The 13104-nt window shown below is 61.4% G+C and carries 14 protein-coding genes; 11 read left to right on the top strand and 3 right to left on the bottom strand.

Annotated features, from left to right (window positions below; translation table 11 throughout):
- Window positions 1-301 precede the first annotated feature (301 nt).
- The 8 genes from AC5J09_RS22470 (at window position 302) to AC5J09_RS22435 (ending at window position 9332) form a co-directional block, all read left to right on the top strand.
- Entirely contained in the window at window positions 302-1030 is a 729-nt protein-coding gene (locus AC5J09_RS22470) for a hypothetical protein (protein ID WP_494298516.1), read from the top strand.
- Complete coding sequence (locus AC5J09_RS22465) at window positions 1027-1629, top strand: phage adaptor protein (RefSeq protein ID WP_494298515.1); 603 nt, start codon at window positions 1027-1029, stop codon at window positions 1627-1629. Before AC5J09_RS22470 ends, AC5J09_RS22465 begins: the two co-directional genes overlap by 4 nt.
- Complete coding sequence (locus AC5J09_RS22460; RefSeq protein WP_494298514.1) at window positions 1626-3242, top strand: hypothetical protein; 1617 nt, start codon at window positions 1626-1628, stop codon at window positions 3240-3242. The genes AC5J09_RS22465 and AC5J09_RS22460 overlap by 4 nt, the downstream gene beginning before the upstream one ends.
- Window positions 3239-3685: a GNAT family N-acetyltransferase gene (locus AC5J09_RS22455; protein WP_494298513.1), complete on the top strand. Its 447-nt coding sequence runs from the start codon at window positions 3239-3241 to the stop codon at window positions 3683-3685. Before AC5J09_RS22460 ends, AC5J09_RS22455 begins: the two co-directional genes overlap by 4 nt.
- A 5-nt stretch (window positions 3686-3690) precedes the next feature.
- Window positions 3691-5556 (top strand): tail fiber domain-containing protein, encoded by a 1866-nt coding sequence (locus tag AC5J09_RS22450; protein ID WP_494298512.1) that lies wholly within the window; start codon window positions 3691-3693, stop codon window positions 5554-5556.
- A complete protein-coding gene (locus AC5J09_RS22445) occupies window positions 5556-6851 on the top strand; it encodes a hypothetical protein (RefSeq protein ID WP_494298511.1) in 1296 nt (431 codons plus the stop codon). Before AC5J09_RS22450 ends, AC5J09_RS22445 begins: the two co-directional genes overlap by 1 nt.
- Window positions 6852-7049: 198 nt before the next feature.
- A complete protein-coding gene (locus tag AC5J09_RS22440; protein ID WP_494298510.1) occupies window positions 7050-8846 on the top strand; it encodes a hypothetical protein in 1797 nt (598 codons plus the stop codon).
- Complete coding sequence (locus AC5J09_RS22435) at window positions 8847-9332, top strand: hypothetical protein (RefSeq protein ID WP_494298509.1); 486 nt, start codon at window positions 8847-8849, stop codon at window positions 9330-9332. It begins immediately after the preceding gene.
- Between the two features lie 67 nt (window positions 9333-9399).
- On the opposite strand, the gene AC5J09_RS22430 is transcribed toward AC5J09_RS22435, so the two are convergent.
- Entirely contained in the window at window positions 9400-10242 is an 843-nt protein-coding gene (locus AC5J09_RS22430; RefSeq protein WP_018095307.1) for a glycosyltransferase family 2 protein, read from the bottom strand.
- Window positions 10243-10471: 229 nt separating this feature from the next.
- Between AC5J09_RS22430 and AC5J09_RS22425 the strand changes: the two genes are divergently transcribed.
- The 3 genes from AC5J09_RS22425 (at window position 10472) to AC5J09_RS22415 (ending at window position 11988) form a co-directional block, all read left to right on the top strand.
- The gene (locus AC5J09_RS22425) at window positions 10472-11284 is read left to right on the top strand and encodes a lysozyme family protein (protein ID WP_494298508.1); all 813 of its coding nucleotides are present in this window, start codon (window positions 10472-10474) and stop codon (window positions 11282-11284) included.
- 78 nt (window positions 11285-11362) lie between these two features.
- Window positions 11363-11653, top strand: coding sequence for a hypothetical protein (locus tag AC5J09_RS22420; RefSeq protein WP_494298507.1), 291 nt, complete (start codon window positions 11363-11365; stop codon window positions 11651-11653).
- A complete protein-coding gene (locus AC5J09_RS22415; protein WP_338283495.1) occupies window positions 11650-11988 on the top strand; it encodes a DUF1515 family protein in 339 nt (112 codons plus the stop codon). The genes AC5J09_RS22420 and AC5J09_RS22415 overlap by 4 nt, the downstream gene beginning before the upstream one ends.
- 144 nt (window positions 11989-12132) lie before the next feature.
- Here the strand turns inward: AC5J09_RS22415 and AC5J09_RS22410 are convergent, their stop codons facing one another.
- Together AC5J09_RS22410 and AC5J09_RS22405 are read right to left on the bottom strand one after the other, a co-directional pair.
- Window positions 12133-12417 carry a hypothetical protein gene (locus AC5J09_RS22410; RefSeq protein ID WP_026168635.1) on the bottom strand — a complete coding sequence of 95 codons (285 nt, stop codon included), beginning with the start codon at window positions 12415-12417 and terminating at the stop codon, window positions 12133-12135.
- Between the two features lie 36 nt (window positions 12418-12453).
- Entirely contained in the window at window positions 12454-12873 is a 420-nt protein-coding gene (locus AC5J09_RS22405; RefSeq protein WP_164866987.1) for a hypothetical protein, read from the bottom strand.
- Between the last annotated feature and the right edge of the window lie 231 nt (window positions 12874-13104).

The raw sequence follows: 13104 nt of genomic DNA, 5'->3' as shown, positions 1-13104 counted from the left end.
AAGCTTCGACGCCGCGGCGTGCGATTGATGCCGCCTGCCATCCGACATCGTCGGCAGCATCCGGTGCTTTGCCGAGCGGGTGTTCTGGACACGGTGCAAGTCCTGTCCGATTTCGAGAGCGGCTCCGGACGTTTTGAACATATGCCCACGTCTTGAATGGGGGTCCGCATCAACAAGCGGCGGGTTCGGCTCGCCCTTCTTTTAGAGGAAAGACCATGGGGGAAGCCAAGGAGAAGACGACGATCGGAGACGAGCGCGCCCGTTGCGGGAATGCGCGGACAGTCATCGCAGGAGCGACGCCATGACCGATGCGGCGAAGAAGCGGATCGCATCCATGATTCTCGATGGCGTTCCGCCGCAGGCTGAGGGCCTGCAACCCCAGATTGCTGGGTCACTTTCCTCCCGACAGGAGATGGAGCATGATTCTCCAACCTTGCCTGAGCGGCCGGTCGAGTTGGATTATCCCGCAGGAGAAAAGAGCTATGTCGAACGAGGAATCGCCGATGAATCAGGACGATTGCTGCAAGACATCGACGGAAGACCCCTCACAGCGCGCTATGTCGCGGGCCGTACGCATGTGCGCGGGGCTGATACCGTACTCGGCAACGAGGGACTCGGTCGAATTGTCCTTTGGGGAACAGGAGAGTTTCCTAGACAAGTTCATGGAAGCAAGATCCAAGGCGCAAACGGCGCAACGGAAATAGATCTCAATACGGGCGAACCAAGAGGCGTCCTTCTTTCCGCCGACCTTCATCCGAACGTTATCCCGCGCGTTCTTGCCCATGAGCGCGTTCTTGCCCGTGAGACGGGGCATGTCATCGATCAGCTCACCGACACCATGTCGATCAACGGGATCGAGGACGAAGCGCGACGCAATTATCACTGGCTCATCACGGGCAAAGCGCCACAGCCCGGCGCAAAGCTCGTCGGCCCCGAGGATCTCGGATATCCGCAGCACCTGATCGATCTCGCCGGGACCGGCGGATTGGCAGGTTTCAAGGAAACCGGGACGGGGGGAGGCGAGCTATGACCCTGCTTTCCGCAGTCAATCGAGTTTGCGACATCGTCTCGCTCTCGCCGTTCGACAGCGTCTACGGCTCCGACGAGCCGAACGCGCAGACGATGGTTGCCATGGCGCAGGAGGCAGGCGACGAGATCGCCCGTCGCACCGACTGGCAGAAGCTCTTGAAGGCGCACACCGCTGCCGCCTCGCCGGTGACCCTGCCTGACGATTTCCAACGGCTGACGCCTGGCGGCCCGGTCAGGACAGCCGCCGGCGTCTTCGTCCGCCCCGTCACCAATTCCGGCCAGTGGGCGGTCATCGCCCGGATATCCGCGGCGCAGCCATATTTCTTCATCAGGGGCGGGCAGGCGCTGTTCTCGCCGGCCTCTGCTGCCGCGAGCGCCGTCATCGATTACGTCTCGAAGAACTGGATCCTGCACGATCCGGATGGGCCGCAGGATGCCTTTTCGGCAGACGATGACACGACGCTTTTCCCCGAGCGACTGCTCGTCAAGGGCATCGTGTGGCGCTGGAAGAGGCAAAAAGGCCTCGCCTACGAGGACAACCTTGCCGAGTTCGAAGCCGACCTCGCGCAGGAGATCAACGCCGACAGGGGCGCCCAATGAGAATTCAGCCAAGGCCGGCCCGTATAGGGCAATCCAATCGCGGGGCGGTATCCATCGGCCGTCAGCAGACATCGCAGCCGGTGACCTTCCCTGCGCCCAAGGGCGGGCTGGTCACGACCGCGGACATGGCGTCGCAAGAGCCGGGCTCGGCCACCGTGCTGCGCAACTTCTTCCCGACGCTGATGGGCTGCAAGATCCGCGGCGGCTCGCAGAAGAAAGGTCTTGCGGTAGACGGCGGCGATATCAAGAGCGCCTTCAAATACAAATACGGCAGCAACGAAAAGCTGTTCATGGCGACGAACGCCGGCATCTACAACATGACGTCGCCGGCCGCGCCCCCGATCACGACCGCGGCGGATGTTTCCGGTATGAGCGGCGGTGATTGGTGCGCCTTTCAGCATACCAATGCCGGCACGTCCTATCTCGTGTGCCTCAACGGCGCCAATAACCGGCAGCTTTACAACGGCACGAGCTGGACGACTTCTCCTGCCATCACCTTCACCGATGGCACGACGATGCCGCGGCTCAATTACGGCTGGCTGTTCAAGAACCGGCAGTTCTTCCTGAAAAACGCGACGCTTGACGCCTATTACCTGGCGGTCAACGCGGTCGGTGGCGCCGCTTCCGTCTTTCCCCTTGGCGGCGTGATGAAGAAGGGCGGCTCACTACTTACCGGCTTCTCCTGGTCGCTGGAAAGCGGGGACGGCCTCAGCGACATGTGCGTGTTCGTCTCGACAGAGGGCGAAATTGCGGTCTATGCCGGGTCCGATCCGTCGAGCGCTTCCGACTTTGCATTGAAAGGCGTCTATCAGATCGGAAAGCCGCTCGGAAAGAATGCCTGGATCAGGGCAGGGGGCGACATTCTCGTTGCCACGACGGACGGACTCACGCCGATGTCGCAGGTGTTCCAGCGCGACCGGCAGGCTCTTTCGCTGGTGTCCGTCTCTCGCCCGATCGAGGATGACTGGCGCAAGGCAGCCAACGCCACCGGGAGCGGCTGGACGCTGACGCAGTGGCCGGAACAGAACCTCGTCTTCGTGGCCTTTCCGGAAAACACCGTGGTCACCGACACGACCTTCGTCCTCAACGTGCTGACCGGCCGCTGGTCGACGATCAGCAACTGGCAGGCGCTCTGCTACGAGACGCTGCAGGGCGGACTGTTCTTCGGCTCGCTCGACGGCGTTATGTGGCAGGGAGATGCGGGCGGGACGGATGACGGGATGGCCTTCTCGGCGACCTATCTTTCGCAGTTCTCGCCGGCCGGCCAGTTCGGCCAGCGGGCGACGGCCACGATGGCGCATATGTACTTCCGGGCGAAGTCCAGCCCCAAGGTAAGGCTGTTTGCCCGTGCCGACCACGACCGGTCGACGCCCACATTCGCCACCGCGACCGAAGGCGATGCAACCTCGTCCGAATGGGACGTCGGTCTCTGGGGCGTGGCGATCTGGGACGGCGTTTCACAGGTGCGGCGCTACGAATTCCGGCAGAACGTCCGGGCGGCTGGCGACATGCTGGCCGCCGGCTGTGTGATCACCTCGGGCGGGAATTTCAAGCTCGATATCGAGGTCGATCTCGCCACGGTGCAAGTCTCGGTCGGGGAGGCCAGCGCTTGAGCCTGATCTGGGGCGGGGCATCGAACCCCGCCGTCAATCAGGCCATAGCCCGGTTCGTCGCAAGCCGCATTCCCGGCTGCGACCGCGGCTTCGAGCATTTCACGACACTGGGAATGATCGAAGGCGAGCACCTCGTCGCCGGCATCGTCTTCCACAACTACACGCCCGAGGCCGGGGTCATAGAGCTTTCGTCCGCTTCGACCAGCAAGCGCTGGCTGACGCGCCCGATGCTCAAAGCGATGTTCGGCTACCCCTTCGATCAGATCGGCTGCCAGTTGGTCGTTCTCAGGGTCTCCGAGCGCAACACCGTGATGATCGAAATAGCCGAGCGTTTCGGCTTCAAGGCCTACCGCATCCCGCGCCTCAGGGGCCGGGAGGAAGCGGAAATCATTTTTACGTTCACAGATGACGACTGGCGCAGCCACGCCGTCAACAGAAGGTAGACGCCATGGGGAAGCAAAAAGCTCCGAGCCCTCCGGATCCGAACAAGACGGCCGCGGCACAGACGGCAACCAATATCGGCACGGCGATTGCCAACCAGACGCTCGGCAACGTCAACCAGGTGACGCCCGACGGCAACCTGACCTATTCGCAGACGGGCTCGACGAAATGGACGGATCCGTTGAACGGCAAGGAATATGATCTGCCGACCTATACGGCAACGCAAACGCTTTCGCCCGAGCAGCAGGCCATCAAGAACCAGACCGATGCCGCCGAACTGAACATGGCGACGCTTGCCAGCACACAATCGGGCAAGCTCAACACTCTGCTCGGCAGCCAACTCGACATCTCCCAGGCGCCGGCAGCGGGAAGCGCGGGTGCGATCGGGCTGCCGAAGTACCAGAGCTTCACCGGCGGCCCGCAGCTTCAGACCGGCCTTGGCAATTACGGGAACGTGCAAAGCTCGATCGCCGGAGCCGGCCCCATCCAGACGGGCCTTGGAAATACCGGCAAAGTTCAGACGGCGCTTGCCGGCGCCGGGAACGTTCAAAGCGCGATCGCGAGCGCCGGCCCCATTCAGAACCAGGTTGCCAATGCCGGCAAGATCCAGACATCACTTGGCAATGCAGGCGACATCACCAAGTCCTATGCTTTCGATATCGACACCTCGAAATACGAACAGGCGTTGCTCGACCGGCTGAACCCGCAGCTCGAGCGGGACCGGGCGGCGCTCGAAACGAAGCTCAGCAACCAAGGCCTGCAGCCGGGTTCCGAAGCCTATAACCGCGCGATCGACGAAGCGAACCGCGCAGCGAACGATGCACGGATAGGGGCGACGCTGAGCGCGGGGCAGGAACAGTCCCGGATCGCCGGGCTCGCGCAAGGCCAGGCGATGTTCCAAAACTCCGCCCAGCAGCAGGCCTATGACCAGATGACGGGGATCGGCCAGTTCTACAATTCAGCTCAGGCGCAGCAATATGCGCAGAACGCGAACGACATGCAGATGGCCAACGCCGCCCAGGGGCAGACGTTCGGCCAGAACAAGGCGCAGCTCGAGGCCGGCAATGCCGCCCAGCAGCAGCAGTACGACCAAACCCTTTCTTCCGGCCAATTCGCGAATGCCGCCCAGCAGCAGCTGTTCAACAATGCCCTGCAGGCCGCCCAGTTCACGAACGCCGCCCAAGAGCAGACGTTCGGCCAGAACAAGGCGCAACTCGAAGCCGGCAATGCAGCCCAGAACCAGAAGTTCACCCAAGGATTGGCGGGTGCCGAGTTCGGCAACAACGCGCTGCAGCAGCAATACCAGAACCAGAACACCGCCACGGCCGGCAACAATGCGCTTGCCGATCAGCGCTTCAACGCCCAGCAGGCGAAGTTCAACCTGCAGAACCAGGAGAGAGCGCAATATCTGAACGAGCTCTATGCCCAGCGCAACCAGCCGGTCAACGAGATTTCGGCGCTCCTGTCCGGCGCCCAGGTCGGCAGCCCGAATTTCGTGCCGACGCAGGGGGTGCAAGTCCCGACGGTCGACTACGCCGGTCTCGTCAACCAAAACTACCAGAATCAGCTCAGTACATGGCAGCAGAACAACGCCAACTCGCAAAACCTGCTCGGCGGCCTGCTCGGCTTCGGAGGGCAACTCGCCGCGCTCTCCGACAAGCGGGCGAAGAAGGACGTCGAGAAAGTCGGCCAACTCAAGGGCCATGGCCTCTACGAGTATCGCTATAAAGGCAAGCACGACGACGGGAAGCGGCACATCGGCGTGATGGCCCAGGAAGTCGAGAAGATGCGGCCGGACGCAGTGTCGCGCCGCCCTGACGGGCTCCGCCAAGTCGACTACGGCAAGCTTTTCACTGCTGGAAGGAAGAAATAATGGCTCCATCCTTCATCTTCGGTGGGAATACGGGCGAGACGCCCCAATCCGTCAAGCGCAAGCGGGATCTCGCCATGGCGATCATGGGTGCTTCCGCTGCGCCCAGGAACGTCGGCGAAGGCCTCAATGCGCTCGGCTCCGGGATTGTCGCGGGCATCATGAACCGGCGCGCCGACAAGGCCGAAAAGAGTGGCAGGGCCGGTGCCGACAGTGTGTTCCAAGGCATCGTGAACAGGATTACCGGTCAAGCGCCGGATGCGGAAGGGTCACGCATGGTTTCGACCGGGGCGGGACCGGCGAGCACTGGCCCTGTATCTTCGCAGTCTTCCGCTTATCGAGATGCAATCGCCTCGATCGAGAGTGCAGGCAGCGGCGGCTACAAAGCGGTTGGCCCGACGCATCCGAAAATGGGCCGCGCGCTCGGCCGATACCAGATCATGGAGGCAAATGTCGGCCCATGGTCTCGCGAAGTGCTCGGCCGCGAAGTATCGCCGGACGAGTTCATGGCCGACGCGCGGATTCAGGACGCCATTTTCGACGGCAAATTCAACAGCTATGTGCAGCAGTTCGGTCCAGAGGGCGCGGCTCAGGCGTGGTTCGCGGGCCCCGGCGGGGTCGGCAAGACAGACCGGAAGGATGCGCTCGGAACCGACACAGGCACCTATGGACGCAAGTTCATGCGCGCCCTTGGATCACAGGGACAGCCGCAGAAAGCCGCCGGCCGCGATCCCTCGATCGGGATGCCGCATCAAACCGCCGCGGGCGCGGTCAACGCCATGAGTGCGGGGATAAGCAGCCCTTCAGCGTCGCTTTCGGAAGAGGTCGCCGCCTTCGAGCAGACGCCTGAGTACCGGGCCCAATTCCCCGGCATGAACGTGCCGCAGGGCATCCCCGCGCAGTTCCAAGGCTCCCGGAAGCTCGCCAATGCGCAGGGCGGCATCATGCCGGCGCTCATGGGCGGCGCCCCGGCCTCGCCCGAGCAGATCGCAGAGGCGCAGGCGATCGGGCAGCAGCAGGCGCCGCAAGCCCCGACCCGGATGGAGCTACTTCAAGCCCTCGGCAATCCGTTCCTCAGCGAAGAGCAGCGCGCGATTCTGCAGACACTCTATCAGCAGCAGGTGCAGCAGTCCGATCCGGTGCGACTGATGGAGCTTGAAAGAGGACGCCTTGAAATCGATGCCATGCGAAACGGCGACTGGTCAAAACTCGATGACGGCAGACTCTACAATCAGCGTACGGGAGAAGTGAGGGACACCCGAACCAAACCGAACGCGTGCCTCCCGAACTTGCCCTGAGCCCGCGATACGGCGTTGACAACGTGGTCGTACGACCCTGCCTGACGCCGTCAGTTTGTCGAAGCCACCCAAGGGCCGGGTGTGGCGCTGGCGGGGCTGAGGCAATCAAGGAAGAGTGTTGCCGGCAGTCCAGCGGAATGAACGAAACGGGAAAACACGGGCGGTTCTTCGGAGCCGCCTTATTTCATGGAGGTTACGATGCCACGCACAGGCGGAGTCTATTCACCACCTGCCGGCACGAAAGGTGTGTCCAATACGACCATTCAGAGCGTGCCCTACAATGCGCTTGTGGATGACCTCAGCGCCGACGCCAATGCCGCGCGGCCGGTCACGGCAGGAGGGACGGGGGCGACCTCGGCAAGCGCAGCCCGGACCAACCTCGGATTGGCGATCGGTACGAACGTGCAGGCCTACGACGCCGGCCTGCAATCGATTGCCGCGCTCGCGACTGCCGCCGACAGGATGATCTACACAACGGCAGCCGATGCCTATGCCACGACGGCGCTGACGCCGTTCGCGCGCACGATCCTCGGCGACGCAGACGCAGCGGCGGCGCTGACGACCCTGGGTGTGTCCGCCTTCGCCAAAGCGATCCTGGACGACACGGATGCGTCTACCGCCCGGACGACGCTCGGAGTGGCAATCGGAGCGGACGTGCAGGCCTACGACGCCGGTTTGCAGTCGATCTCCGGGCTGACGACCGCCGCAGACAGGACGATCTACACGACCGCATCGGATGTCTATGCGACCACGGCGCTGACACCATTTGCGCGAACGATCCTCGACGACACCAGCGCCGCTGCCGTGAAGACCACGCTCGGCCTTGCGGCCGTGGCGTCGTCAGGATCGGCCTCGGATCTCAGCTCGGGAACGATTTCCGACGCACGGCTTCCGGGCTCGATGGCGGGCAAGAATTTCTCGTCCGGCATAAGCTTCGCCAATGCGGTTGCTGCCGGGAATACCGACCTGTCGAAGCATATCCAGCTCTACAGCGGTTACGGATTCACTATCACGGGTTCGACCCTGAACTATACGGTCCCGGCCAACTCCTCTCATGTGTGGAACGTCAACGGAACGGAAGTCGCCCGCCTCAATTCCTCGGGCCTGACGCTGGCAACACCGCTTGCGCTCGCCGAAGGAGGTACGGGCTCGACGGACGCCGCGACGGCGAGATCCAATCTCGGTGCGAACAGCGCTTCCAATCTCACGACCGGAACCGTTCCGAACGCCAGAATTTCCGGAGCCTATGACGGCATCACGACGCTCGGCCAGACCGGCACCCATACGATCACCACCCCCGGCGAGGCGATACGTATCGTTGGCCCCGCCTCCACCGACGATCCGTATGTGACCTTCTATAAGGGCGCCACTCGCCAAGCTTATATCCAGCACACCGACGGCACGGGGGTGAATCAAGGGCTTCGCATTTATAACGATACGGCGACCGGCGGAGACACGGCCCTCACACTGAAGAATTCCGGCGGCGTCGACAGCCTGGAATTCCAGGTCAACGGCGCCGAGCACGTCGTCTATCACTCCGGAAACCTATCCTCGGCCGACCTTAACTCGATCTATGGCTACACGCCGGCGTCAAACGCGGTCAGTACCACTGCCGGCAACGGCTTGACCGGCGGCGGCACGCTTGCGGCAAGCCGGACCCTGACGCTCGGCACGCCTGGCGACATTACCAACTCGACGACAAACTCCGTCACTGCGACCAGCCACACCCATGCCCTCGGGTTTACTGCGGCGGAGGTCTATGTTGGAACTGGTGCCAACGACACGAGCTTTCCGCTCGGCCATATTGTGGCACTGGGTAACGACGCCAACATTGCACGCAATGCCTCCGGCACCCCCACCCTCCACAATTCGATCAACAGGTACTACGTCCCATCGACCCACCCGAGCGCCGGAGCAGCATTGGCGGGGACCTGGCGCTCACGCGGAGTAGTCAATGGCAACGGCGAGTACAACATCATGCAAAGGGTCGCTTAAATGGAAAAGTCGATTTTCGAGGTGGTCACCGTCCACAACGTCACGGATACGCCGACCCCTGGCATCTACGACCTTGATCTCACGTTGAGGATCAACGGCGTGGAGGAACGTTTCGAACACTACGTTTCCACACCTGACGACTCGATCGGTGCGAACCCAGCAATCCGTACCTGGATGAAGCAGCATCCGGACTTTCCGGTTCAAAGCTATGTACCGCCGACGACGGAGCAAGTCCGTGCATCGCTTCCGCTACTGACCACCCGTCGGTTTCGTCTAGGCCTCGTCAAGAACGGGTTTACTCCGGCTCAGGTCGCGGCCGCTATTGAGACAATGCAGGAAGGTCCTGAGAAGGAGGTTGCGAAAATTGAGTGGGAATACGCCACCACATTCAACCGCGCGCATCCGCTCATAGACCTCATTGGCACCGCCCTCGGCCTCTCGGACGAGCAGATTGACGCAATGTGGTCCACATCTGCCGACCTCTAGCCTGTCCTGTCACGGATCGACATACAAAGCTGCGCTGTGGCAACGAAACAATTGCCATCAAATGACATTAGAAAATCCAAAAAATCTTATACCGAGTCTTTCGTCGCGCGTCGTTCCAACACATCCGAAAGAATTTCATCCGGGTCGACCAGCTGACATCTGGAAGCTTTTTTACCAGATTGTAGCAGCCTTTAGTATATTTCAGTCTCTGAGTTAGGCGATCTCGAAAACTTTTGGCCCCATAACGCGCCTCAGAGCCAGATCCCTCTGTGAAATCGAATGTTGGTCCGTCGACGTACACTACGAGGTCGCGGACGACAAGTTCTGAAACGACGTATGATGCGAAACACCAAGGATTTCCAAGTTCGAACCAGCGTTCCATGAGCATTTCTTTTGCGCTGGCTCTGTACAGACCGTAGATCCACTCAGCCGGGAACGTTAGATTTCTCGGGACCTTGCCTGATGCGTATTTACTTGTGAATTCGAAGACAGAGTCGTCCGGGGCTTTGATTCTGGACCCGCTTCGCCCTACCAGCTTCGTCGAGCATGCGGCAAGAAGCTTTCCGGGATTTTCGTCAAGTGCTTCAACCAAGCGCGCGAGAAAGTCCGGCGACGAATGGTCATCGCATGCACGCAGGCAAAAATATTCGCCACGTTCGGCGCCGAGCCGGACTGCTCTCGCGAAGTTATCGATCGCGCTTACATGTTCTGCGCATTTGACGACGGAGAAGCGTTCATCCGACCGGCAAAATTGTTCGGCTATGTCGACCGTCTTATCCGTCGATTTATTGTCGAGAATGATTGCTTCGAAGCCATCGAACGTCTGTTCGGCAATGCACCGTAGACTGCTGGTGAGTGTCTTTTCGCCATTGTAGACGGGGAAAACGACGACAACCTTCGGCTTGGGCACTGATTTTATCTCTACCGTTGAATCAGTCTTGCACATATCCAATGGCGCAACGATCCGCAACGGGCGTCCATGGCGAGAGCGCCAGGCGCTTCTTCGGCGGCAGCAAGCTCGCAACGGACGAAGGCCTGTTGAGGAGATCAAGCAAGCCGCTGCGGGTATCCCGAATCTCAACAGGCCTTAGTCCGCCTTTTTTCGCCGACGAACTGCAATTTCAGCAGAAAGGAAACCCATGACCAAAACCGTGCCTCCGGGCGCGGCGATGCTGCTCGACTTTATCCGGGAGGCGGAAGTCGGCAGCAAAGGCCGCGCGTCTTACGACGTGATCTACGGACATAACCAGGGAAAGCTCACAAAGCCGCTTACGCACATGGCGATCGCCGAGGTGATCCGTGCGCAGAAGGGGTGGGCGAGGGCGCATGGATCGAGTGCGGCGGGGGGCTATCAGTTCATGCGGGTCACGCTTTCCGGGCTTTTGAAGGAAGTACCGGGATTGGGCGGAGATCAGCGCTTCGATCCTGCGCTTCAGGACCGGCTCGCCCTTCACCTTCTGAACCGCCGCGGTTTCGCCGGCTTTATCTCCGGCAAGATCGGCCCCGTTGAATTCGCGAGGCGCCTGGCGATGGAATGGGCATCTCTGCCGGTTCTCGCCGATAGCCAGGGTGACCGGCAGCGGATAAGGCGCGGGCAGTCCTATTATGCCGGCGACGGGCTCAACCGAGCGCTGGTGCGGCCGGAAAAGCTGGAGGCCGTGCTTCGCGCAGTGCTGGCAGCCGGTCCACGAGAGGTCGAGGCGGACCGCGCGGGCGAGGCGGCGGCGCTTGTGGTTCCGGCACGCTCGCGCAAGCCGGTTTCCCGGTCCGGCCGCTTCTGGACCTGGTTGCTGACGGCCGGCGGCACGATCGTCACGGCGCTGAAGGAGCTGAACCTCGTCGCGCTGGATTGGCGGGTGCAGCTTGCGATCCTCGTCATAATCGTCAGCTTTGCCGTTTACGCGATCTGGTCGATGCCGGCGGTCCGCGACGCTTTGAGGCTCACACGATGACGTTTCCGTGGAGCAACCTGGTCATCGCTGCCTTGATCCTGGCCGGATTTTCCTGGGCCATACTCGAAATCCGTTCGAATGCCGCGCAGGCGGTCCGCAATTCAATCGAAAGGCAGAACAATGAAGCAGCAAAGAGCGCTGACGCGAAGCGCCTTGACTATGACGTCTGTTCTTCTTCTGGCGGGCTGTGGAACTTCGGGACCGGTCGATGTGAGCGGCCTTCGCAGCATCGTGGGAACTGAACTTGCCGGCGCCCGCGGCGCGACCCAGATCGACCAGCGCAAGATCGACCGCACGGTGGTCGGCCTCTGCGCGGCGTCCGTCTGGACCAGGGCGGAGTGTGCGAGACACGGGGGAGGGCGGAGATGATTGACGCCGGCGTTCACCAGCAGCTCGGCACCTTGGTCGCCGAGGTGAAGAACCTGCGGGAGGACCTGCGCCGATCGGAGGACAGGTCGGATGCCGGCCGCGTATCCATGACGCGCCGGATGGACGAGTTGGTCGAGCGCATGCGGACCCTCGAGGGCTCGATGATGCTCGTCAAGGACGATATTGCAGCGATGAAACCCGTGACCGAGGACGTGCGCAAATGGAAGCTGATGGGGATGGGCGCTCTCGGCGTTATCGGCATCGGCGGGGCGGCGCTCGGCGTGACCTTTGCCGATGTGGCAAGACGCGTGCTGATGCTCACGAAGGCAGGGTAGAGAAATTTTCGCAGTAATTACGTTGCAGCGGCGCTGAAGACGCCGTTGCAATAGGTTCCTTTTTTACCGGAATCCGTTGGCCCGACCGGCGTCACTTTCCTCGAAGAGGCTCCAGGGTGCTCCAGCGCAGGAACGCGGCCCAATTCAGTCGTCGTCGAAGAGGGGAAGGTCGCGATAGCGGCGGCTTACCAACCGCAACGATCGGTCCGGCTCTATGACATAGCTTTCGTAGACCCGGCGGCCGAATCGGTCGATGAACTGATGCGGCACAATGCTGCCGACCGGTGCCTTGGTAAGCCTGGTGCGCGGCTGACCACCATAGGTGATGCTGCCGGGAATCGGCTCCAAATAGGGCGAATAGCCCATCGAGGTCGCCTCACAGCCGGTCAGAAGTGTGAGCATGCACAGGATAGGAAGAACATATTTCATGACGATCCTCGCCACTTGCATGATTCTCGCCGGCATTCAGTCGCTGAAGATGTCGTAATCTATGCGGCGGCTGGTCAGTCGCAACGAGCGGTCCGGATTAATGACATAGGTCTCGTAGACCCGGTGACCATAGGTGTCGAAGAACTGGTGCGGCACCATGCTGCCGATCGGCGCCTTCGTCAGCTTCGTTCGCGGTTGACCGCCATAGGTAATGCTGCCGGGAATGGGTTCCAGTCTGGGGCCGTAGCCAACCGTTTGCGTCGATGTACAGGCGCTGAGCGCGACGGCGGCGCAGAGGGTGAAGAGAGCTGTGCTCAGGGCACCGCGCCTCCGAATGGACGTGTGGGGATGTCCTGCTGCGGCTTGCATTGTCGCGCGGTTCTCCGGCTTCGTTTCGGATTCAGGGAAGATGCGGTAGGCTGCGGCGGATTGCATCGCGTGACGGTTCATGTACATGCTTCGCCTCACATGAGTTGCACCACCTTATTCCTTATTCGACAACGTGCAAAGAAAGCAGGAAGTTCGGCGTGTCGCGGCAACCACCCGCGTTTCGTGGGGATTTCGCGATATTTCGATTGCATAGGCAGAAATCTTTGAACGATGTAATGGCCGAAGCCCGCCGATGCTCGCGCAATGCCGCCCGAACCTTCGGGTGGTATCGCGCGTTTGATCCGGTGTCGGTAAATG

The organism is Sinorhizobium sp. (assembly GCF_059070375.1).
The sequence above is the reverse complement of the archived record's forward strand: the minus strand, read 5'-3'. Positions and strand labels throughout refer to the sequence as shown.

Bases quoted from the DNA above. Each gene is read 5' to 3' on its own strand.
- AC5J09_RS22470 (WP_494298516.1), top strand. From the start codon at position 302: ATGACCGATGCGGCGAAGAAGCGGATCGCATCCATGATTCTCGATGGC.
- AC5J09_RS22465 (WP_494298515.1), top strand. From the start codon at position 1,027: ATGACCCTGCTTTCCGCAGTCAATCGAGTTTGCGACATCGTCTCGCTC.
- AC5J09_RS22460 (WP_494298514.1), top strand. From the start codon at position 1,626: ATGAGAATTCAGCCAAGGCCGGCCCGTATAGGGCAATCCAATCGCGGG.
- AC5J09_RS22450 (WP_494298512.1), top strand. From the start codon at position 3,691: ATGGGGAAGCAAAAAGCTCCGAGCCCTCCGGATCCGAACAAGACGGCC.
- AC5J09_RS22445 (WP_494298511.1), top strand. From the start codon at position 5,556: ATGGCTCCATCCTTCATCTTCGGTGGGAATACGGGCGAGACGCCCCAA.
- AC5J09_RS22440 (WP_494298510.1), top strand. From the start codon at position 7,050: ATGCCACGCACAGGCGGAGTCTATTCACCACCTGCCGGCACGAAAGGT.
- AC5J09_RS22435 (WP_494298509.1), top strand. From the start codon at position 8,847: ATGGAAAAGTCGATTTTCGAGGTGGTCACCGTCCACAACGTCACGGAT.
- AC5J09_RS22425 (WP_494298508.1), top strand. From the start codon at position 10,472: ATGACCAAAACCGTGCCTCCGGGCGCGGCGATGCTGCTCGACTTTATC.
- AC5J09_RS22420 (WP_494298507.1), top strand. From the start codon at position 11,363: ATGCCGCGCAGGCGGTCCGCAATTCAATCGAAAGGCAGAACAATGAAG.
- AC5J09_RS22415 (WP_338283495.1), top strand. From the start codon at position 11,650: ATGATTGACGCCGGCGTTCACCAGCAGCTCGGCACCTTGGTCGCCGAG.
- AC5J09_RS22410 (WP_026168635.1), bottom strand. From the start codon at position 12,417: ATGAAATATGTTCTTCCTATCCTGTGCATGCTCACACTTCTGACCGGC.
- AC5J09_RS22405 (WP_164866987.1), bottom strand. From the start codon at position 12,873: ATGTACATGAACCGTCACGCGATGCAATCCGCCGCAGCCTACCGCATC.